At 37.1% G+C, this 22,695-nt stretch carries 14 protein-coding genes; 5 read left to right on the top strand and 9 right to left on the bottom strand.

The window, feature by feature from the left end:
* Positions 1 to 2: 2 nt before the first annotated feature.
* From BLR30_RS09075 to BLR30_RS09095, 5 genes are all read left to right on the top strand, one after another.
* Positions 3 to 2,078 (top strand): RagB/SusD family nutrient uptake outer membrane protein, encoded by a 2,076-nt coding sequence (locus BLR30_RS09075; protein ID WP_175443633.1) that lies wholly within the window; start codon positions 3 to 5, stop codon positions 2,076 to 2,078.
* 203 nt (positions 2,079 to 2,281) lie between these two features.
* A complete protein-coding gene (locus tag BLR30_RS09080) occupies positions 2,282 to 4,384 on the top strand; it encodes a bifunctional aldolase/short-chain dehydrogenase (protein WP_089857382.1) in 2,103 nt (700 codons plus the stop codon).
* A 150-nt stretch (positions 4,385 to 4,534) separates the two neighbouring features.
* Positions 4,535 to 5,815, top strand: a complete 1,281-nt coding sequence (locus tag BLR30_RS09085) for a sugar isomerase (RefSeq protein ID WP_089857384.1) — start codon at positions 4,535 to 4,537, stop codon at positions 5,813 to 5,815.
* Positions 5,816 to 6,211: 396 nt separating this feature from the next.
* A complete protein-coding gene (locus BLR30_RS09090; RefSeq protein ID WP_089857386.1) occupies positions 6,212 to 7,600 on the top strand; it encodes an FGGY-family carbohydrate kinase in 1,389 nt (462 codons plus the stop codon).
* 53 nt (positions 7,601 to 7,653) lie between these two features.
* Complete coding sequence (locus tag BLR30_RS09095) at positions 7,654 to 8,805, top strand: alpha-hydroxy acid oxidase (protein WP_089857388.1); 1,152 nt, start codon at positions 7,654 to 7,656, stop codon at positions 8,803 to 8,805.
* Positions 8,806 to 8,911: 106 nt separating this feature from the next.
* On the opposite strand, the gene BLR30_RS09100 is transcribed toward BLR30_RS09095, so the two are convergent.
* The 9 genes from BLR30_RS09100 to BLR30_RS09140 form a co-directional block, all read right to left on the bottom strand.
* On the bottom strand, positions 8,912 to 9,952 hold the full coding sequence (locus BLR30_RS09100) for a hypothetical protein (RefSeq protein ID WP_089857390.1): 1,041 nt from the start codon (positions 9,950 to 9,952) through the stop codon (positions 8,912 to 8,914).
* Between the two features lie 110 nt (positions 9,953 to 10,062).
* Positions 10,063 to 10,506, bottom strand: a complete 444-nt coding sequence (locus tag BLR30_RS09105; protein ID WP_089857392.1) for a nuclear transport factor 2 family protein — start codon at positions 10,504 to 10,506, stop codon at positions 10,063 to 10,065.
* Between the two features lie 83 nt (positions 10,507 to 10,589).
* Positions 10,590 to 11,636 (bottom strand): GntR family transcriptional regulator, encoded by a 1,047-nt coding sequence (locus BLR30_RS09110; RefSeq protein ID WP_089857394.1) that lies wholly within the window; start codon positions 11,634 to 11,636, stop codon positions 10,590 to 10,592.
* Positions 11,637 to 11,943: 307 nt separating this feature from the next.
* Positions 11,944 to 14,079, bottom strand: a complete 2,136-nt coding sequence (locus BLR30_RS09115; RefSeq protein ID WP_089857396.1) for a hypothetical protein — start codon at positions 14,077 to 14,079, stop codon at positions 11,944 to 11,946.
* Positions 14,080 to 14,249: 170 nt separating this feature from the next.
* The gene (locus tag BLR30_RS09120; RefSeq protein WP_089857399.1) at positions 14,250 to 17,858 is read right to left on the bottom strand and encodes a DUF4450 domain-containing protein; all 3,609 of its coding nucleotides are present in this window, start codon (positions 17,856 to 17,858) and stop codon (positions 14,250 to 14,252) included.
* 214 nt (positions 17,859 to 18,072) lie between these two features.
* Positions 18,073 to 19,476, bottom strand: coding sequence for a glycoside hydrolase family 28 protein (locus BLR30_RS09125; RefSeq protein ID WP_089857401.1), 1,404 nt, complete (start codon positions 19,474 to 19,476; stop codon positions 18,073 to 18,075).
* A 93-nt stretch (positions 19,477 to 19,569) separates the two neighbouring features.
* Positions 19,570 to 20,475, bottom strand: a complete 906-nt coding sequence (locus BLR30_RS09130) for an alpha/beta hydrolase (RefSeq protein ID WP_089857403.1) — start codon at positions 20,473 to 20,475, stop codon at positions 19,570 to 19,572.
* A gap of 24 nt (positions 20,476 to 20,499) precedes the next feature.
* Positions 20,500 to 21,234 carry a rhamnogalacturonan acetylesterase gene (locus BLR30_RS09135; RefSeq protein WP_089857405.1) on the bottom strand — a complete coding sequence of 245 codons (735 nt, stop codon included), beginning with the start codon at positions 21,232 to 21,234 and terminating at the stop codon, positions 20,500 to 20,502.
* Positions 21,235 to 21,436: 202 nt separating this feature from the next.
* Positions 21,437 to 22,687 carry a glycoside hydrolase family 88/105 protein gene (locus tag BLR30_RS09140; RefSeq protein ID WP_089857407.1) on the bottom strand — a complete coding sequence of 417 codons (1,251 nt, stop codon included), beginning with the start codon at positions 22,685 to 22,687 and terminating at the stop codon, positions 21,437 to 21,439.
* Positions 22,688 to 22,695 lie beyond the last annotated feature (8 nt).

Here is a 22,695-nt window from a genome sequence, read left to right on the forward strand (position 1 = left end):
TCATGAAAAATATATATAATACTCGAAACCTTTTAAGAAAAATAGTAATTCTTCCTTCGATTGTTGTTGCTGTTCTCGCAATGAATTCATGCAGCGAGGATTTCCTGGATCAGCCTGCTTATAATTCGTTGGATACAGAATCTGTATTTAAAAATCTGGATACGGCAGAGATGTTTGTTCTGGGATGCTACAGAGGGATCGTTCCTACTGAAATGTACTACCAGCTGGGAGCCGGAGATACCGTAACTCATTCTTCGGAAGACGGCTCTACCAATAATTCCAAATACAATATTGCCAATTATAAATACGATGCCTATACGCCGAATACGGTAACAGGAATTTATTCTGCCATGTACGCCGTGATAGAAAGAACGAATATTGCCGTTAGTGGACTTAGTAAAATGGAAGCCAGTACAAAACGTGATGCTTTATTGGCTGAGGTGAAAGCAATCCGTGCTTTTTGCTATTATAATTTGATTCGTGTTTACGGAGACGTTCCTTCGGTTTTTAAACCTTTAGACGAGATGGATCAAAATGATCCGAATACTTTATACCCAAAACGTACTTCCAGAGATGAAATTTATGATCGTATTATCGCTGATCTTCAGGAATCCGTAGGTAATATTCCGAATTTCGGACAAAGTGGATATTCAACGACAGAGCGTCTAACAAAGCAGGGAGTGAATGCACTGTTGGCAAGAATTGCTCTTTATGCAGCAGGATATTCTCTTCGTTGGGATCTGAATACAGGAAGTGGAGCTATGATGTCTCGCAGAAGCGATAATGCAAGAATTCAGCAATTGTATCAGATTGCAGATAATGCCTGTGCCTCCATTATCAACGGAGGCAACAATTCCTTAGTTCAGGCTCAGGGTGGAAAAAGCGGTTTCGAATACCTGTGGTATAATTTCTGTCAGAGAAAATTCTCTGTAACCAATTCTGAAATCCTCTGGCAAATCGCTGAATACGGACCCAATACAAATTCAGCTTTCGGAGTTTATGCACATCCTGGATCCCGCGGTGGCACTTACGGATCGCGTAAAGCTTTACAGTTTATGCTTCCCAGCTATTATTTGTCATTTAATCAAGGAGATACACGTAGAGATGTTTCTTGTACATCATACAGCATCTATTTCTTAAATAATGGGAATGCAAGCGACAAATGGGTAAATGTAGGAACTACTTACTCATGCATTATGCCCGGGAAATTCAGGATAGGGTGGTGTGTGGAACCTCAAGCTGCAGACGGACGTAACCTGAACATCCCGCTATTAAGATATTCTGATGTTTTATTAATGTATGCGGAAACCCAGAACTATTTAAACGGCGGACCTACTGCTGCTGGAACAGCTGCTTTTATGCAGGTAAGAAACCGTGCAGGAATCGGAAACCTACCGGCTCCTACAGGTCAGCAGGCTTTTGAATCTGCAATTGTTCAGGAACGTAAATGGGAATTTGCAGGTGAGTTTAATCTTCGTACAGATTTAATCAGGATGAACCGTATTGCAAGTGAGATCGAAGCAACAAAACAAGCTATGAAAAACTTATCAGACCGTACAGGTCAGTTTGCAAACATACCGGTTTACCGTTTGTATAAATATCATCAGAATGCACAGGTCTACGGAGACCCGTTCTTGGCGGTCACTTATATCGAAATTACAAATCCTACAGAAATTGCAACGATTTTAAATGTTCCTACCAACTCCGCGAATTATGATGCTTATCAGACTGCATTGGCATCTATTGTTATGGCACATGGTCAGACTGTAACGGCTGGAGACAAATGGTATCCTGTAAATATGTTTCAGGCGTACACAAGTACATTCAACGGAAATGCAAGAAAAACCGTAGGGTTTACAGGTGGATTTAATGCACTGCAGATCGGAAATATTATCTATACAAAACCCACAGGTTCAGCAGAAAATGGAGGAACCTATCCGAACTGGATCGAAGGTGGAGGAGATGGCCTTTTCTATGGATTTGTACCTAACAAAACAGAATTGCTTCCCTTTGCTGCAGCTTCGGCAGGGCATCCTTTAGTGGATAATCCGAATCTTACACAGCTTCCGGGATATTAACCATCACTTGAAATAAACAGAACCAATCACAAAATGTTAATTTTATTTACCTGAAAATAATATTGTTACAGGCAGATTTAAAGCTAAAGAGAATAGAGTTTTAATTTATCTTTAAATTAAGCCTTTAGCAGTATAGTACGGGATGCTGTAAAAAATATTACCATCTAATTTTGGGTAAAAATTTAGAAATATTAAGATAACAAATGGAAAATGTAAAAACATTCAGATACGTAAACTATTTATGGGATGAAAATAAAGCCGCATCTTTAGGAAATGATCAGGTTGCTTTGTTTCTATACCGCTCAAATATACTGGGGGCAGACCTCAGAATCACCAATTACGGAGGAGGAAACACAAGCTGTAAAACCATTGAAAAAGATCCTTTAACCAATGAAGAGGTTGAGGTAATGTGGGTGAAAGGCTCAGGAGGAGATATAGGAACGTTAACAAGAAAAGGAATTGCAGGTCTTTACACAGAAAGATTACGTAACCTGAAAAATGTTTATGAAGGTCTGGAAGATGAAGATAGAATGGTAGGTTTATTCGACCATTGTATTTATGATCTCGACAGCAAAGCGCCTTCCATTGATACACCTCTTCATGGCTTGCTTCCATTCAAGCATATAGATCACCTTCATCCGGATGCTCTGATTGCTGTTGCAGCAGCGAAAGACAGCGAAAAAATTACGAAAGAAATCTGGGGCGATACAATGGGCTGGGTGCCTTGGCAGCGTCCTGGTTTTGATTTGGGATTACAATTAGAAAAATGTTTAAATGATAATCCGGGAATCAGAGGGATTGTTTTAGGCAGTCATGGATTATTTACCTGGGGAAATACTTCATACGAATGCTATATCAACAGTCTGGAAGTCATCGAAATGGCTTCCGAATATATCGCTAAAAAAATTGAAGAAAAAGGTCAGGTTTTTGGCGGACAAAAAGTAGAATCTCTTCCCGCCGAAGAAAGAAAAAATAAAGCAGCTCAATTGATGCCTTTGTTAAGAGGTTTAGCCTCTTCGGAAAACAGAATGGTAGGTCACTTTACAGACAGCGAAGTCGTCATGGAATTTATCAACAGTAATGATCTGGAAAGATTGGCTCCGCTGGGAACTTCCTGTCCCGATCACTTCCTCAGAACGAAAATTCAGCCCTTAGTTCTTACTTTAGATAAAAATGAAGATCTCACCGATTCTAAAGCTGTTTTTGAAAAATTAACTCCACTTTTTGAGCAATACAGACAGGAATACAGAGACTATTATGAAACCTGTAAACATGCTAACAGTCCGGCAATGCGTGACCCAAATCCGGTCATCATTATTTATCCGGGAGTAGGAATGTTCAGTTTCTCAAAAGATAAGCAGACAACGCGTGTTGCAAGCGAATTTTATATTAATGCCATCAACGTGATGCGTGGTGCAGAAGCTATTTCAGAATACACATCATTGCCAAGACAGGAAGCTTTCGACATAGAATACTGGCTATTGGAAGAAGCCAAGCTTCAGAGAATGCCGAAAGAAAAACCGTTATCAAGAAAAATTGCCATCGTTACCGGAGCCGGAGGCGGAATAGGGCAAGCCATTGCAGACAAAATGATAGCTGAAGGAGCAGTTGTAGTCTATACAGATTTGAATAAAGAAGCCGTAGAAACTGCAACATCAAAATACAGTAAAGATCAGGCGGTTGCTGTTGCGTGTGATGTAACCAAGGGAGAAGAAATTGTGAATGCTTTTAAACAAACAGTTTTAGCATTTGGAGGTGTAGACATTATCGTTCATTCTGCTGGTTTGGCGATTTCTAAATCATTAGAAGATACCACTTCAGAAGATTGGGATTTGCTGGAAAATGTATTGGTAAAAGGTCAGTTTTTAATGTCAAAAACTGGCGTTGAGATTATGAAAAAACAGAATCTGGGCGGAGATATCGTCAACATTGCAAGTAAAAACGGATTGGTTGCAGGGCCAAACAATGTCGCATACGGAACAGCAAAAGCTGCTCAGCAGCATATGACAAGATTATTGGCAGCCGAACTGGCAGCTGATAAAATCAGAGTAAATGTGGTGAATCCGGACGGAGTGATCGTGGGGAGTAAAATCTGGGAAGGTTCCTGGGCAGAAGGCCGTGCAAAAGCAAACGGAATTACCGTTGAAGAATTACCGGCTTTTTATGCAAAAAGGAATCTTTTAAACGAAATTATCCTTCCTGAAGACATTGCCAACGGCGTTTTTGCCTGTGTTGCAATTTTGAATAAAAGTACAGGAAATATCATCAATGTAGACGGAGGAATGGCTAATGCATTCCCGAGATAATTTAAATTTAACCACAAATCGAAGATTCGACGAAGTCAAAAGGCAAAAAAGTTTAGATATAGAATTTAGATTTTTGAACTTATGTTTTCAGTAATTTAGCTTTAATTGAACCAAAAACTTTTGTGACTTTTTGAGGTAAAAAAATAAATCATGATTATAGGAAAAGATATTATTGAACAAAACAATAAAAGTGAAATCGAAAGTTTTAATTCGGATTTCGCATATTTATCAGATAAACTCACAAAATCAGGGACAAACGTTGCTGAAATTGTCAACAAAATCGCTGATTTTCAGGTAGCCATTCCGAGTTGGGCTTTAGGTGCCGGAGGAACCCGGTTCGGGAGATTTTCTTACGGCGGCGAACCCGCAACATTGGAACAGAAATTAGATGATGTTGGATTAATTCACGCCCTCACGCATTCCGCAGGAGCTGTTTCATTGCATATTCCGTGGGATATTCCAAGTGATGTAGCGGCTATTAAAGAAAAAGCAGCATCTCACGGATTGGTTTTTGATGCGATGAATTCAAACACGTTTCAAGATCAACCGGGAGCGAATCATTCTTATAAATTCGGTTCTTTAAATACGACCAACGAAGATGCAAGAGCTTACGCCGTTGAGCATAATAAAGAAGTTATCAGAATTGGAAAAGAATTAGATTCAAAAAGCTTAACCGTTTGGTTAGCTGACGGAGCGAGTTTCCCCGGACAGCTGAATTTCCAGACAGCTTTGTCTAAAACGGAGCAAAGTTTAAAGGAAATCTACACAGGAATGCCCGAAGACTGGAAATTATTTATCGAATATAAACCTTACGAACCGAATTTCTATTCAACAACGATTCAGGATTGGGGTACTTCTTTCATGCTGGCTAATGCCTGTGGAGAAAGAGCTTATACCTTGGTTGATTTGGGTCATCATTTGCCCAATACAAACATCGAACAAATCGTTGCAACGTTGATGTATAAAGGAAAACTTGGAGGGTTTCATTTCAACGACAGCAAATATGGAGATGATGATTTAACGGTTGGATCAATCAAACCTTATGCTTTGTTCTTGATTTTCAATGAACTGGTGTACGGAATGGAGAACAATCCGCAGAATCCTTATCCGGCATGGATGATTGATGCAAGCCATAATATCAAAGATCCGTTGGAAGATCTTATTCAGTCTTTGGAAGCGATTTTAATAGCTTATGCACAGGCGCTTTTAGTAGATCAAAAAGCATTAAGAGAAGCTCAGCTGAATAATGATGTGGTTCGCGCTCAGGAAATTTTACAAAATGCGTACAGAACAGATGTTCGTCCATTATTAAAAGCTGCAAGAACGCAGACAGGTGCGGCGCTGGATCCTATTGCAGCCTACAGAAAGCTTAAAATAAGAGAAAACTTAATCTCCGAAAGAGGCTTACATGTAAAAGCAACAGGATTATAAACCTGTTTTAATCTGATAATTTGAACTTTCAAGTGCAATCGAAAGTTTTTAATTATATGTATCCTTATATTTTTATCATTAAGGTTGAAAGTGTTCGGATTATCGAGGTTTAGTAATACAGTGTAGAAAATGAGTGGATTTTTTCTCTTGAACCTTATTATCTGAACACTCCTTAATGGTGTGGAAATAACTAAATTTAAATTGAATATTCAAAAAATATAATTATCATTTGCTGAGTGAAACACCCTTGCGAACTTAAAAATGCAATAGTCAAGAAAATATTTGCGACTTTGCGTTAAAATAAAATAGAAACAAGCAAATTAGCGCTATTTGTGTTTAAATAAAAGATTACTTCGTCGCTTCGCTCCTCGCAATGACAAAAAATTCATCCCAAGAATGTCTAAAAAAAAGAAGGTAACCATCGTATTTGATATTGGAAAAACCAATAAAAAATTCTTTCTGTTTGATAAAAACTATAAAGAAGTCGTTCGTGAGTACACTGAATTACCGCTCACGACGGATGAAGATGGTTATCCTACGGAAGACTTGGTTGCACTTCAAAACTGGATTAAAGATAACTTCAATGCCATTCTCGATAATGAAAATTTTGACGTGAAAGCCATCAATTTTTCTACTTACGGAGCAAGTTTTGTACATCTGGATCAGAAAGGGAATGTCCTCACGCCATTGTACAATTACACCAAACCGATGGACGAGGAAATATTGGACTTATTCTATAAAAAACACGGAAGCAGGCTTAAAATAGCCCGAGAAACTGCTTCTCCACAAACAGGAATGCTCAATTCCGGATTGCAGCTATTCTGGTTGAAGTATAAGCATCCCGAAGTTTTCAAAAAAATTCGCTACAGCCTTCATTTACCTCAGTATTTATCATATCTGTTTACCGGAATTTGTGTGTCTGAATTTACTTCTATTGGATGCCACACCAATTTATGGGACTATGACAAAGCAGATTATCACGACTGGGTGTACGAAGAAGAAATTGACGCTCTGCTGCCACCGATTGTACCAACTTCAGCAAGCATCAACACTTCCTATAGAAATAAAAAAATTAAAATTGGGGTCGGAATTCATGACAGTTCTTCAGCGCTTTTACCGTATATTTTAAGTAAAAAAGAACCCTTTTTACTGCTTTCCACAGGAACCTGGAGTATTTCCCTTAATCCTTTTAATGATGAAAGTTTAACCGACGAAGACATCGAAAACAATTGCCTGAATTATATGAGAATTGATGGGAAACGTGTAAAAGCATCCCGTTTTTTCATGGGAAATGAATATAAAATTCAGGTTGAAAAATTGTGCGCACATTATGGAAAAGAATATGGTTTCCATAGAGAAGTTGAATTCGACCAGGATTTGTACCTGCGTCTCATGAAACACAAAGCGGTTTATTTTCGTTTTGAAGGAATTATTTTAAAAAGAAAAATAATCAGCGCAACAGATTTAAATTCTTTTGCTACTTTTGAAGAAGCCTATCATCAGCTGATGATTGAACTGATGGATTTGCAGATTCACACCATAACAAATGCTATCGGAAATTCAGAAATTAAAAATATTTATATTGATGGCGGATTTACCGACAATGATGTGTTTATGAAACTGATGTCGCACCATTTTCAGCATTACAATGTGATGTCTACTCATTCTCCGTTAGGTTCTGCGTTGGGTGCTTCCATGGTGATTTCAAACAAGAAAATAGACGAAACTTTTTTACAGCAGCATTATCAGATGAAAGTACTTCAACCGTTACTTTTTAATTTATAAAGTATTTTATTAATAGCAACTATCAACCATTAACCGTCAACCAATAACATATTATGGCATTTCCATTTGATACCCGTTATGCATCTCTAGAGTTACTCATCGAAAGAGCTAAAAAAAGAATGCCCCGTTTTGCTTTTGAATATCTGGACGGTGGCTGCAATGAAAATATAAACCGCGATAGAAATACAGACGAATTAAGAGAAGTGCTTCTGCGTCCGCGTTATCTTAATAACAATTTTGCGGAAGCTAATATGGAAACCGAATTATTCGGGGTAAAATATTCTGCGCCTTTCGGGATTTCTCCGGTAGGTTTACAAGGTCTAATGTGGCCGAACGCTCCGGAAATTCTGGCAAAAGCAGCTTTTAAACATAATATTCCTTTTATTTTAAGTACCGTTACCACAAGCAGTATTGAAAGAATTGCTGAATTAACGGAAGGAAAAGCCTGGTACCAGCTGTATCATCCGAGAGAAGAATGGTTGCGCGATGATATACTTGACCGTTGCGAGGCTTCCGGATATGATGTATTGGTAGTTTTGGCAGATGTTCCGACATTCGGATACAGAGCCAAGGAAATCAGAAACGGTCTGGCCATGCCGCCACAACTGAATTTCAGAAATGTATCACAAGCTTTGGTAAAGCCTCAATGGTGCCTGGAAATGTTAAAACACGGTGTTCCAAGCTTCAAAACGATGGAAAAATATATGGATAAAAACATGAACGTAAAACAATTGGGACAGTTCATGAACTCTACTTTTTCAGGAAGGTTAAATTCAGATAGAATCAAAGCCATTCGAGATAAGTGGAAAGGGAAACTTGTCATCAAAGGGGTTGCTTCCGACGAAGATGCAGAGGAAGCGGTACGGTTAGGTTTTGATGGAATGATTATTTCCAATCATGGCGGAAGACAGCTGGATGCCGGAGAATCTACGATTGCCGTAGTAAAAGAAATCAGCGAAAAATATAAAGGTCAGATCAAAATCATGATGGACAGCGGCGTAAGAACTGGTCCGGATGTTGCCCGTGCGTTGAGCTGCGGGGCCGAATTTACCTTTATGGGAAGAACTTTTATGTATGCCGTAGGAGCTTTAGGTGACAAAGGCGGCAATCATATTATCGAAATGCTTAAGATGCAGTTCAGGCAGGTAATGGAACAGCTTTGTTGTGAAAAACCGGAGGATTTGCAGAACTTTAGAGTGAAGTAGTAATTTTGTAATATAATTGCATTGAAAGCTATTTAAATTTTAATTAATTCTTTTTAGAATAAATTCATATTTATAATAAAATTCAAAGCATATCAAACTGCTGATATTATTTGATATCTTCTATGTTTATCCAGCCTGTTTGAGGTAAACCATCCTTTGGATCTGAAAAATTAATTAATGTCCAGTTTGGTTGTTTTTTAACTATAATAATTTCAAAATCTTTAGGTAATTCATTAATGACAAGTGATTTTATGTTAGGTTTTAATTTTATTTTACATTTTTTGCTTGTAAATGATATTTTATCATTTTTACTAATTTCACCTTTTACCTCTTCAATACTTTTTAAAATTGTTGTATTTGCCTTTTGAAGTTCTATGACTTCTAATTTTGTAGCAGGCTCAGGTTTATCTTTAATAAAATCATAATATTGATGTAAGCTTGCAAATCTCAGAATAACATCAATAATAAATAACACGAGAACCCCAGCATCTTTATATTTTAGGTAAAATTCTTCAACTAATTTAAGAAAGGATTTAAATTCAATGGAAAAATTTTCAGGACTTAAACTAGTTGAGTCAGTTGTTAATTGATCAGATAGAATTATTGCTTCGTTTGTTAAATCCTCAAAATTTTCAATAATATTCCAGTCATGGTTTAATGAGGCTATTTTTGCTATTTCACTTGAAAGACTACTAAATGCTGTATTGAGGTTTTTAATTTTACTTAACTCGGTCTTGGCAATAGAAGTAGAATTGATAACTCCTAATGATTTGAATAGATTTCCATTAAGATATTCTTGTTGTTTCACTAAGTTTGAAATAGCACTTAATGTAGAATCTGGTATTTTTATTGATTGGCTAATTTTTTGAAAATCATGGTTTTGAAGTGCTTTTGAAAAAGTCATCATTGATGCATTTAAACTTTCATTAATTTTATTTGCACTAATTAAACTATTTTGAAAACTACTATTGGCAAGTAATTTTGATATTGGCATTAAAGCAGATAAAGCATCAGGTTGAATATTTATATTTGAACTTTTCGCTAACTCATTCATTTGAATTTGTAATGGCGAAGATAATACACTTAATGATTTTGTTTTTTCAGATAATCCATTTATCAATTTTAGAAAGTCAAAAATATTGCTCATTTAATATATTTATTACGTGGATGTTAAAGCTAATAATTAATTTTACATAATCCAATCAATAAAATTAGAAAATTTACTCTGAGAACTTCTATTAATTTAAGCTGAATAATTTACTTTTTCTTCTCAGATTTCACGGCCTGTCTTGCCAGTAATTTCCAGCTGTTTTTCACTTTAGCCCAAACCAGTAAAATATCCAGTGTCACATCTCCCGGAGCTTTTCCGGCATCGGCTGTCGTTGCATAAAAATGATGGCGGACAATTGCTGTATTTCCAACAATCTGAACATTTTGATTGGTAATTTCAATGGTCACAAAATCTGATTTTTTGCTGACTAATTTTTCTACAAATTCTTTTGCATCATCAATATGTCCTCCCGAATGCCCGTACGTAAGTTCCGGTAAAATCAAGGATTCCAGTGCGGGTTTTTCACCGCTTATCATGGCAAGCCTAAGTTTTTCAGCAGCTTCAGTAACTGCTTCTGTATCATTTTTTTTCTGTGCTGAAACGAAAATAATCATCAGAAAGCTCAGTGTAAAAATTATTTTTTTAATCATGATAAAATAGGATGTTTAATTTAATTGTTAAGTTAAATAATTGCGCAATCGATTGCGCTTTTGTTTGAAATCTTATTTAAATATTAAAGAGAATCCCTCTGAATAAATTTAAAAACATTATTCACCGATTCTTTCTTATTTTTTAAAATCATATACGCTGCAGATTCTCCCATCGCTTTAAAATCTGTTGTGATAACGGTAATTCCAAGCAGTTCTTTCAGCGGAGTTTCATTGTAGGAGATTATTCCAATGTCTTTTCCCAGTTCAAGATTATTGTGTCTGATCTGTTTTACCAGATTCACCAGGTCACGTTCACGGATGGTGATAAAAATATCTTTGTCCTGCAGTTCCATGTCGGGGTAAATTTCGTCAAGAATTTCATAATCAAGCTTAAAATCTTTACAAAATTTCTCGAAACCACGGGCAATACGGAAAGGATAGGGGTGAATGTCTTTAACAGGATAAACGAGAATTATTTTTTCATAGTTCTTGATTTTATCCAATCCTTCCTTTAAAGCATTGTAAATATCGTGTTCAAAATCCTGAAAAATAGAGCCGTATTCTCCTGAAATATTCGGTTTTGTGTTATCGAGCATTAACAATTTATTCTTCGGGATTTTTTCAATAATATCAATTACTTTTTTCGTAGAGCTTGTATGCTTTGATTGCTCGTCTCGGAAATGAGGCATGATTACATAATAGTCGAAACCGCCCATATTTTTTTCCAGTGCATTGATAAAAAGTGTCTCGTCACAATGATAAATATACATTTCTACATTGCCTTTGGTACCGATTGCATTCACAAAATAATTATAAATCATCATTTTGTAAGTGCTGGGTTTGTTAATCAGAAAAAAGATATTAATGGTATCATTCTTATTGATGCGGGAAATATAATATCCTTTCCCCTTTACAGACTCAATAATCTGCCTTTTTCTAAGTTCTTTGTAGGCTTTTTCTACCGTATCCCGGGAAAGAAAGCACGATTCGCTTAACTCGTTAATAGATGGAATTTTTTCACCGATTTTTATTTCTCCGCCGTCAATTCCATCAAGAATAGAATCGACGATTTGTTTGTATTTGGGAACTCTGGAGTTTTCGTTGATGTGTATTTCAAAAGTTTCTGCCATGATTTTTCCTAAGAGAAATTATTTTAGTTTAACAAAAATCAATTTTAGAAAATTGATTTGCGACAGAAGACAAGTTACAAAAATTTACAATAACTGATAATTGCCATGTTTAATAAAATTTATTATTATAATTAATTGATTTTTAAATTATTGTGTTTATTTGTTTTTGTAAGTTTAAACTTTTCAAATTACCAATTTCGTAACGTAAAATCAATATCGTTCTATTTTATTATAATTTTTAAAAGCTTTAAATCAAAAAAGCCTGCCCCTTATTGGGACAGACTTAACTATATGAATGTGAAACTTTTTAAGGCATCTTTTTAAATCCTTCTGCTTTTATTTTCCATGTTCCGTCTTTCGGAAAACCGGGAAATTCTCCCGTTGAACTGTCCCAACCTTCGAGCATCATCGCAACGGCTGTTAAAGTTCCTCCATTTCCGGGAAGATAAATTCTCAATCTTCCATCCTGAAAATTATGTCCATTTTTCAAATAGGTATTGGTTTGAATATTCATGAAAAGTGCATCCAAAGCCTTGTTTGGAAGACCTAATCTTGCTGCTGTCATCGCTGTCATCGGAAAATCCCAACCCCATGTATGTTCCCAATTCCATCTTTCCCAAACGATATCCAATGTATTTTTCATGATTTTTTTATCCAGTTTCGGTGATTCTGGAACCATTCCCAAAGCTCCTAAAACAGAAGGATGGTCTGTCATCCATTTTGGAAATGTGAAAGAATCTTTTGCCGATTCCGTCGATAAATAAACACCATCATGAACCGGAAGCGGAGCCAATTTATTAATCATATCGTCCCATTTTTTATCTCTCGGTTCGCCTAATCTTTCTTTCCAAAGTTGCGCCACTTTCAAAGCCCAATCCCAATACGCCACTTCATAAGTCGGGTTAAAAGTATCTTTTGCAGGGAAAACTTCCTGCGCAGGAATGACACCTTTTCCTAGATTGTAACGGTTTTTCTCTTTGTCATATGTTGCAAAATCAGCCATAAATTCTGCCGTTGCATACACCAAGTTTTTATATTTTTCTAAAACTTTTTTGTTTTTGTTGTGACGGTATAAAAGTTCGGTCATATAAATTAAATGAGGTTGCTCCCAAATCAAAAACGCTGCTACAGAAGACGGACTTTCGTTTCCTTCGTTATCCGACATTTTAATCCATCGAACGCCTTTGTAACCTTGTCTTTCCGCTAATTTTTTAGCTTTTTCAAACGACCTGAAATAATAATCCAATTGTTTTTCCAAAATTTCCGGTCTTCCCCACAAAGCATAATGAACGCCGTGCCACCAATGCATTTCCGTGTGCGGTTTTCCGTACCAGCTGTTGAATGTCAAACCAGTTTCCTGCGGCGGATTGCTCCCTCCACACTGAACTTTTGTTAAATATTCAGACAAAACAATTCTACGCTCCAATTCATTGGCTCTTTTATCGGTACTTCCTTCAAAATCTACGGCAGCACCGCTTTCCCAGAAATTTTTCCAACCAGAAATGCTTTCTTTTTCAGCATCAGCAAATAAACTTTTTGAAGTTTTCTGTTTTTTCTCTGAAAATTCAACCGTCAATTCTAAATTTCTACTTTTTGAAGAAGGCTCGCAAACAAAATAATGTTTTCCAGCCTCGCTCAATTTTCCATCAGTGAAATACAGTTGCGTAAAATAATCTGCAGTCTGTAATTTATGTTCAATCAATCCCTGAGTTGAGTTGGACGAAATAATTTTTGTGAAGTGCCTATCTGCATTACCATAAAAAGCCGCTTCATCCAAAAACTGTCCGCTTGGATAAGGGTATTTTGCGAAAACCTTCAATCTTTTTTGAGAAATTAAATCAGACTCAATTTTAACCCCGATTTTATCTGAATTTTGAAAAGAAGCCGTCCATACTTTCACAGGAGTTCCTTCTAATGAAAACTCGCTGGTGATAATTCCTGTCCATAAATCAATTTTTTGGTTGATGTTTTGCAAATCTGAAACTTGTGCTTTTTGTCCGTTCTTTTTAATCAATTCAAGACCGACATTTCCGAGTTGCAGACGATGTTGGTTGACTCTGAAATATTCGACTGCTTTTTTGTTACGTTCCGGTTCCTTGATTTGAACACTGTACAAGGCTTTTCGACCGTCATTATTGAAGTCGTAAGGTTTTAAAGTCTCCTCGAATTTGAAATTTTCGGTATTTGGAAAACTGTTCCAGCCCCATTCCGACTGCGTTCCCAAAGAAACTCCGTTTTTATAATATTCAGGGAATGACTGCATTCCGGTGATGTCAACGGTGTACGCAAATTTACCGTTTCCAACCGTTAAGGTTGATAAAGTATCTGCTTTTACATTGACGATATTATGTCTCTTAACGACCTTCTTTCGGTCGATTTTCTGGGCATTCAAGGATGAAAACCCGATGCAGAAAAGGCTTAGATATATTGCAATTTTTTTCATTTTTAAATTTATTTTGTTTTTAACCGCAAAAGAGACAAAAGATTTCTCTTATTATTTAGCTGTTCAAAAGGTGGCAAAACGAGAATGTAAAATCATACATTTTGCAAACTTTTGAATTTTCTTATTTTCAAGCATTTCTTTTGAATCTTTTGTGGTAAAATATTTCATATTTATTTTAAAACAGTCGCACTCATCATTCCAATCACGACATCATTGCTCACGGCTGTGAGTTTTATCGATTTTAATTCTTTATTTGGGTCAATCGGCAAATCCAGAATGGTTGCAGCTCCGCCATCAACCTGTCGGTCTGTAAATCCCTTGATGCTTGAGTATTTGCTTAAAGTTCCGCCTTTATACAATTCTCCTGTCTTCAATTTTACACGATACGGAATTTTATCATCCGGAATTTCAAAAGCAAAATTATCATCAAACAAATCCTGCTCAATCGGCCACCAATTGGTTGGGTTTTTCATTTCCAATTCTGAAGTTGAACCGTCAACGTATTGAACCGTAATTGTTCCATTCACAATCTGCGACTGCATCGGATTTGTAGAACCTGCCACCAAAAAGTAGATTTTCTTTCCTTTTCCTGTTAAAGGAATTTCAATCGAATCAGGATAATTGTCCCACTGACTTGCAAAGACAATATTTTTATCTGATTTATCAATTAAAAAAGGAATTCCAAGAAAGTCAACCTTGTTGTTCTTTCTCTTATTCATTAATCCGCTGTCATCAATTTGAGCGATAATCAACGGATAGCACCAGTTCCCGATTCCCTGCCACGGAAGCTGTAGAGTAGGGACTTTCAATCTTGGTGAAAGGTATTTCTGATTGAAAATCTCAGTGACTTTTTCATTGTACTTTGAAGCCAAAGAAATATTGTTGAACTGACCTTGGTTTTCAATTTCCCAATCGGTGATTTCAATATTTTGTTTAATTCCGTTGTATTCAAGCTCGATAGAATTGGTTCCTTTACTTAAATAATTTGTTGGAATTTCAATGGTTGTATTTTGATTTTTCTGAATGCTGAATATTTTATTTAAACCATTAATACTCAGTTTTCCATTAATTGAATTTGCTGATTTTGATTGAATCTGAAGTTTTTTATTCAACCATTTTGTTTCCAAAGGAAAACGGATATCTACATTCACAGGTTGCCACCAAGTTGTTCCGTTTTGTTCTAACTGAATAAAGAAAGTTCCTTTTCTCTCCTGCGGGTTAAGTTCAAACTTGTGGTTGACCACCCCGTCTTCTCCCTTTGGTCGAATCCACCCCTCCAGAGGAGGGGAATTTTTAATCAAACCTTGTGGGTCGTAGATGTTTTTGATTTTCTTTTTTGAATCGGAATTTAACTGAAGACTTTCTGATATATAATTAACGTAATCGGTTTGTTCGTTTTTAATTTCTTCTCCTGAATATTTGATTTCAATTTTAAAATCTTTTCCTTTCGGCGTTTCAAACTGAATAATCGGCTGTAAAATAGAATTAGGTTTAACTTTCCAATCTACTTTTTTTCCATTCACTTTCACCGATTTGATGTTGGACTCATTCACAGCAATCTGCATTTCCAACGCTACAGGATTCTGATATTTTGAATTAAATAAATATTCAGTTTTCTTGGAAGTTCTTTTAAACTGATAATCCCAATCAGGAAGCTTCAGTTCGGCAGAATTCCAGTCTTTCGGAAAACCAGGCTTGATGCTGATTTTATTTTCTAATAAATTCGGATAAACTCCGAAAAGTCCTTCTGTCAAAGTTCTTGAAGCCACGCCAATCGGGTCGGCAAAATCTCGGTATAATTCTCCACGAAATGCATCGTAATGGGAAAGCTGTTCAAAATTCCCCGGACTGATGCCATAGTACATCGATTCGACCAGATTTCCCTTCCAAAGTTGGAACGCATCTTCATTTCTTCCGGCTTGCCAATACGCCAAAGCGGTCTGTAAATTTTCCGCCAAAGCGACATTGTTGATTGACCAATCGTAGGGTTGCCAGTTGGTTGTGGAAAGCGTATAGTAGTTTTTATCTTTCTCTCCTTTTACCGTCACCGGAATTTTAGGCGTATGATGATTGATGTATTGTAAATTCTGATAATCTTCAAATTCATTTAAAATAAACGCATCCGAAACATGATAAATCGACCATATTCCCGGTTTGTCGTGAACGATTTGGTTGCCCAAAGCATCTTTATATTCAGCAAAATAGCCTTTGTTTTTAATCCAAAGTTCATTTTTCATCGCCTTTAAAATCGCATCAGCTTCCTGTTCGTAAGGTTGCGGATTTTTACCAATGATTTTTGCCAATTTCGCCATTTCACGGTTGGCTCTGTAATTATAAGCCGAAGTGTGTGTCACTTTTCCACCTGAATATTGAAGCGCATCGCTTGCCCAAATCGCCGCATACGCATCATACAAATCGCCACGCTTGAAGTTTCGTTTTTCCCAATCCATATGGCGAACCATCGTTGGCCACATTTTCTTCAGAAATTCTTTGTCGCCCGTGTACTTGAAATGCGAAAACAGCTGGTCAAAAAACACCAGATTCATATCGTAATGGTGCGGTTTGGTATTGTCATTCGGGTTTCTGGAAATATATCCGCTTGAAAAAACCGAGGTTCCCATTTTTTCTTCGTGACGGGCAAGATGACGGATCGTGTCCATTTCCACGGGTGCAAAATCAGGTTTCAAAACCTGCGAATTGGCATAACTTTCAAAATGTTCTTTCGCCCTGTCGTGCCAACTCAACGCATCGGCTGTGTAAGCTCCTCGCCAAGCATTCAGTCGCATTCTCCAGGCAATAGCGCCGTGAAGAAAAGTCGGACTTTCCCAAATTCCGTCAGCTGCAACCGCTAAATTGGCTCCGAAATTATTTAAATCTGCATCGGGAGTTTTGAGCTGAATTCTATTGGTTAATGTTAAACGAGCTTTTTCAGCTTCATCAAATATGTTTTTTAAGTCTTCATCCGAAAAGTTTTTAGCTGATTTCCCTTTCGCAATTTGGATATAAACCGGATTTTTTTGCGAAGAATACGAAGCGTAAACAATCGGAGATTTTTCAGTTTTATTTTGAGTAAACTCAGAAAGTTTTTCTAAAGTCGTCGCATCGGTTTGCTGTAAAGAATTGATATTTGAAAAACTTCCGCTTACGATTTGAGTTTCTTTTTTCTTATTTAAATAATTAAGTTGAAACTGATTTTTATTAAGTTGAAACTGATTATTCAGGCAATATTCAGGAAGCAAATAAAATCCGGATTCCGGATCTGCACCGATGTCGCCGTTTCTGCTGAAAGTTGTTCCGCTTGCTCCGCCAAAAACTGCATAGATTTTTGTTGATGAATCTATGTTTAGCGTTTCCATTTTTAAAACCAAACCTTCTTCTTTCGCTTGAGCCAAAACGGTTAATTTCAAAGTTCCGTTTCCAAGAATCGGGTCTTTGATTTCATATAACATCGAACCCGGACGATAACGGGTTTCAATTTTATCAGCCTGAATTAATTTTTTTATCGAATTACCTTTCTGAATAGCAAACTGAAGATTGCCACCCATTCCGGGAAGATACAATGCGAATTCCGGCAAATCTCCGGCTTCCACTCTTGATGCGCGATTGTCTCCGTACAACGCACGGTTGAAACGGTATTTTCCGTTGACCAATAAAAAATCGCCTTTGTCTTCTTTATAGTGCAGTTCACGCTCATTGTTATGCCAATGTTTCGATTGAGCAAAAGAATGGGAAAGTGCCGACAAAACAATCAGTCCGGCAAGTATGGTTGTTTTTCGCATTTTATTTTATGTAGTTTTGAACACTAAGTTCACAGAGTTTTTATTATAATTGATTTAATAATTTTAGTCTCACAAAGCCGCTTCGCTTAAAAAAGCATTATAAGTTTACAAGTAATCTTATACAAGCAAAGTGGCTTTGTGGACTTTTAAGCAATATAATTTTTAAAAACATTGTGTTCTTTGTGTTCATTTATGCAGACTCTGAATAATTTTTTTACGGTTTTAACTCAGTTAAAGGTTGTCCGTTAACGGTTACATTTTTCAAGGTTACGTTTTTCATATAATCCACTTTGTAAGGAATCTGAACGCCCACCATTTTAGCATTAATCATTGTAAAATCGGTTACCGGAGAAGATTCGTAAGCATCTGAGAATACAGCATATTTTCCGCCTTTGTCAACTGTTAGATTTTCCACCCAGATATTTCTGATGGTTGGAATGTGATTTCCCGGCTTTTCGTAATGCATATTGAAACGAACCGCAGCTTCTTTGTAAGCTCCCACTTTTGTGTTATAGAAAAACACGTTTTCGATGATTCCACCACGGCTTGAGCTGGTTTTAATTCTTAAAGCACGGTCAAGATTTTTGCTATCCATTACGTTTCCAATAGCGTAAATATTTTTCGCACCGCCCGCAATTTCGCTTCCGATAACGACACCGCCGTGACCGTCTTTCATCTCGCAGTTTTCGATGATATGGTTTTCGGCAGGTCTTCCGATGTCTTTTCCGTCCTCGTCTCTTCCGGATTTGATAGCAATACAGTCGTCTCCTGTGTCGAAATAGGAATCTCTAATCCAGACATTTTTACAGGCTTCAGGGTCGAAACCGTCGTTATTCGGTCCGTGACTGATAACTTTTACTCTTTCAATTAAAACATTTTCACACAAAACAGGATTTAAGTTCCACATCGGAGAATTTTTCACCAAAACATCCGCCATATAAAAGTTTTTCGACTTGTAAGGCTGAACGAAATTAGGTCTTAAATACCATCCGTCTCCGAAAATTCTTTCTCTGGCAGGTTTTCTCTGCGCCATATATTCGTGAAGCTTCGCGCGGGCAGGATTTTGTCTTCCCGGACGGGTTTCGTTGTAGCCATATTTTGTCGCACCACACCAAAACCACCAGTTGTCGTTGTTGGCGTTTCCGTCCAAAGTTCCTTTTCCTGTTACTGCGATATTTTCTTCTTCGTAAGCGTAGATCAACGATGAATAATTCATACATTCCATTCCTTCCCAACGCGTGAAAACGATAGGGTAGTCTTTGCTATCCTGACTGAATAAAATCGTAGAATCGTCTGTTAAATGTAGATTGACATTAGATTTTAAATAAATTGCTCCCGTTAAGAAAACGCCGTTTGGAACGACAACTCTTCCTCCGCCTTCTGCATTGCATTTTTCAATGGCTTTTTTGAAAGCTTCCGTATTTTTTGTCTTTCCGTCACCAACTGCTCCAAAATCGGTAATCAAATAATCCACTTTTCTAAATTCAGGCTTTTTGATTTGCTTTTTTAACGCTTTGATTTCTTTTAAAGGCTGTTTTGCGGAAGTCCACGGTTTGTATTGTGCCGAAACAGTTATGGACAAAACTAAAGCGAATAAAAGTGGAATATATTTTTTCATAAGGATTTAGATTCAAGATTTTTGAAGAAGTTCTTCGTTTTGCAAACTAATATTAATACAAAGAAAAATTATCCTGCACTGTCGGTTACGAGATTATTTGTCAGGAAATAAGGTTTTCAGCCAATCAGAACATAGTTTTTTCCAGTTGTCAGTGAGCTCGGATTTATTGGTAATTCCGATTTTGTGTTCGCCTTCAGGAAAAACTAACAATGCGCCTTTCACTTTATTTTTCGTCATAGCCTGATAATAAAGAAGGCTGTTCATCACCGGAACAGTTTTATCATTTTGAGCGTGAATCAATAGTGTTGGAGGCGTTTTATCTGTCACCCGGTTTTGCATCGAGTATTCGTTGATTTTTTCCTGAGAAGCATTCTCTCCCAGTAAACTTTTACGACTTCCAACGTGAGCGTATTCACCTAAATCGATAACGGGAGAAACCAGAATTGCGAAATTTGGAATGGTTGGTATGGATCTCCAGTCGTTTTCCAGCTCTGTATAATCTGTGGTAATATTGCTTACTGATGCTGCCAAATGTCCGCCTGCGGAAGTTCCTATAACACCAATCTGGTCAGAGGAAATCCCATATTGAGAAGCATTTCTTCGAAGATATTTTATTGCTGCCTGAACATCCTGCAATGGTGCAATTTCTCTTTGCTTTACATCGGGAGAAATTGGTAATCTGTAATTCAAAACAAAAGCTGAAATTCCTAAAGTGTTAAACCATTTTGCAATCTGAAATCCATTCAGGTCATAAGTCAGTTTGTAATAACCTCCGCCTGGAATCACAATCACTGCCATTGGTTTTCTGTCTTCTTTTGGCGGTAAAAAAGCAAATAATTCAGGTTCTTTGATTTGTACAAGCCGACCGTCTTTCTCTTCATTTTTTAATTCTAAGCCTTTGGAATTCGGCATCTGACCTTTTGGCCAAAGCGTAATTTTTTCCTGGGCAGAAATTAGATTTACAATTAAAATCAAAAAGAATAATCCGAATTTTTTCATTGTCAATTGTCTAATGATAATGAGTTATTTGGTGTATTTTTCTAATCCGGTATTTAAAGGTTTCAAAGCGTTAACCGCAAGTTTCGCAACAGTTTCCGCGCCTAAGCGTGATAAGTGCGTGTCATCCGCTTTATCCTTGTCATAATAAGGGTTTTCGCCTGCTTTGAAATGAAGATGGAGTAGCTTTGATTTTTCCGGACCAGCTGCAATTTCCATTTGTTCTGTCAACAATTGCATATCAACGAAAGGCACTTTCATTGCATCGGCAATCAATCTTACTACCAGCGGATATTCTTTGTGTGTATCTACTAAAACACCATTTTCATTAAAATTCCTTCTTGTGATGGAGGTCATCAGAATCGGCGTTGCACCTTTGGCCCTGGTTTCGGTCACATATCTTTCCAGGTTAGCTCTATATTGTGTATAAGGATTAGTGAATTTGGTCGAGTCTTTCAGCTTTTGGTCGTTATGCCCAAATTGAATAATCACAAAATCTCCTTTTTTGAGTTGCTTCTCGACTTTGTCCCACCGACCTTCTGTTCTGAAGCTTTTTGAGCTTCTGCCATTCATAGCGTGGTTCTGGATTTCGATTCCCGATGTGAAAAATTGCGGAAGAACTTGTCCCCAGCCGTGTTCCGGATTTTTTTCCGGATTATCCTTATTTGACATTGTAGAATCGCCAATTAAAAATAAGGTTGGTTTCTGAGCAAATATTATTAATGAAAGAAACAGAAATATGATGGAAAGTTTTTTATGCATTTTTTGAATTGTTTTAAAGTTGAATCATTCGCAGCCCGGCTTGATGATAATTTATTATTTATTTTAATTGGAATCATCGAACCACTTCGTTAGGTTTGAACGAACTTTTCGAGAGCCTCAGAGTGACAAAGCAGGAGTCCTTCGACTTCGCTCAGGATAAACTACAGACGGAAAAGCTGCCCTAATTTAAATAATTATACTTTTATTTCTCGAATTCTAAGCTTGCCAAAATAAATGGACCTGTTCCTTTTCCGTCATTGGAACGGATTTTTTCGTTGACATAATATTCGTAAGAACCGTCTCTGTAAGGTTTTCCGCCTAAACCGGCAACAGCGCAACATTTGTTGAGATTGACAACGCCATTTTCATCAACTGTGATTAAGTTTTTGATTATGCCGTCATAGCCTTTTTTCGCTGCAGCTTTGTAAGATTGTGGCAAATAACCTTCGTTTACAGATTTGATAATGGTGTAAACAAACATCGCCGAAGCGCTCGCTTCCTCGTAATTGCCATTTTCCAAAGGTTTATCCAAGACCTGATACCAAAGTCCGGAATTCTTATCCTGAACTTTGATGACAGCATCTGAAAAAGATTTGATATAGGAAATGATTCTCGCTCTGCCGGGATGATTCTCCGGAAGATAATCTAAAACATCTACCATTGCCATTCCGTACCAGCCCATTGCGCGACCCCAGAAATTAGGAGAAAGTCCGGTTTCTTTATTTGCCCAAGCCTCTTTTTTACTTTCGTCCCAGGCGTGATAAAGCAATCCTGTTTTTTTGTCTAAAAGGTTTTTCTGAACGGAGTCAAACTGAAAAACAATGTCGTCATAAGCTTTTTGAGCGTCTGCGCCTTTTGTGAAATCTTTAGTATAGTGTGTGTAGAAAGGCATTCCCATATAAAGACCATCCAGCCAAACCTGGTATGGATAGATTTTCTTGTGCCAGAAAGAACCTTCTTTGGTTCTTGGCTGACCATCGATTTGTGAACGTAAGGTTTGAAGTGCTTCCAGATATTTTTCTTTTTTCTCTTTTTCGTAAAGATAAAGCAATACGTTTCCACTATTCAGCATATCGATATTGTACTTTTCTAACTCATAGGTCTGAATGGTTCCGTCTTGATTAATTAACTTTTCGCCCAAACCACTGATGTAATCATAGTATTCCTTCTTTCCCGTTTTTTCGTAGATTTTTTCTGCGCCGTCTAAAACAATGGCAGAAGGGTAAGTCCATTTTGGGCTTTTGCTGAAATCCAGCATCCAGGCTTCCGGGAAACGATGCATCTCGGAAAGTAACATTCTTTCCGACCAATTCAGATTAGTGGGAACAATTTTTCCTGATTGGGATTTTGAAGTTTCTGTTTTAACCTGGGCTGATTGTGCAGATGATAGAAAAATTCCTAAAGTTAGAGTTGCTAAAAAGATGATTTTTATTTTATGACAGGTATGATTCATCAGTAACA

The organism is Chryseobacterium taeanense, from assembly GCF_900099685.1.
Classification (GTDB): domain Bacteria; phylum Bacteroidota; class Bacteroidia; order Flavobacteriales; family Weeksellaceae; genus Chryseobacterium; species Chryseobacterium taeanense.

What these genes read in the sequence shown, in the direction of transcription:
- BLR30_RS09075 (WP_175443633.1), top strand. Translation starts at nt 3, where the DNA reads ATGAAAAATATATATAATACTCGAAACCTTTTAAGAAAAATAGTAATT.
- BLR30_RS09080 (WP_089857382.1), top strand. Translation starts at nt 2,282, where the DNA reads ATGGAAAATGTAAAAACATTCAGATACGTAAACTATTTATGGGATGAA.
- BLR30_RS09085 (WP_089857384.1), top strand. Translation starts at nt 4,535, where the DNA reads ATGATTATAGGAAAAGATATTATTGAACAAAACAATAAAAGTGAAATC.
- BLR30_RS09090 (WP_089857386.1), top strand. Translation starts at nt 6,212, where the DNA reads ATGTCTAAAAAAAAGAAGGTAACCATCGTATTTGATATTGGAAAAACC.
- BLR30_RS09095 (WP_089857388.1), top strand. Translation starts at nt 7,654, where the DNA reads ATGGCATTTCCATTTGATACCCGTTATGCATCTCTAGAGTTACTCATC.
- BLR30_RS09100 (WP_089857390.1), bottom strand. Translation starts at nt 9,952, where the DNA reads ATGAGCAATATTTTTGACTTTCTAAAATTGATAAATGGATTATCTGAA.
- BLR30_RS09105 (WP_089857392.1), bottom strand. Translation starts at nt 10,506, where the DNA reads ATGATTAAAAAAATAATTTTTACACTGAGCTTTCTGATGATTATTTTC.
- BLR30_RS09110 (WP_089857394.1), bottom strand. Translation starts at nt 11,636, where the DNA reads ATGGCAGAAACTTTTGAAATACACATCAACGAAAACTCCAGAGTTCCC.
- BLR30_RS09115 (WP_089857396.1), bottom strand. Translation starts at nt 14,079, where the DNA reads ATGAAAAAAATTGCAATATATCTAAGCCTTTTCTGCATCGGGTTTTCA.
- BLR30_RS09120 (WP_089857399.1), bottom strand. Translation starts at nt 17,858, where the DNA reads ATGCGAAAAACAACCATACTTGCCGGACTGATTGTTTTGTCGGCACTT.
- BLR30_RS09125 (WP_089857401.1), bottom strand. Translation starts at nt 19,476, where the DNA reads ATGAAAAAATATATTCCACTTTTATTCGCTTTAGTTTTGTCCATAACT.
- BLR30_RS09130 (WP_089857403.1), bottom strand. Translation starts at nt 20,475, where the DNA reads ATGAAAAAATTCGGATTATTCTTTTTGATTTTAATTGTAAATCTAATT.
- BLR30_RS09135 (WP_089857405.1), bottom strand. Translation starts at nt 21,234, where the DNA reads ATGCATAAAAAACTTTCCATCATATTTCTGTTTCTTTCATTAATAATA.
- BLR30_RS09140 (WP_089857407.1), bottom strand. Translation starts at nt 22,687, where the DNA reads ATGAATCATACCTGTCATAAAATAAAAATCATCTTTTTAGCAACTCTA.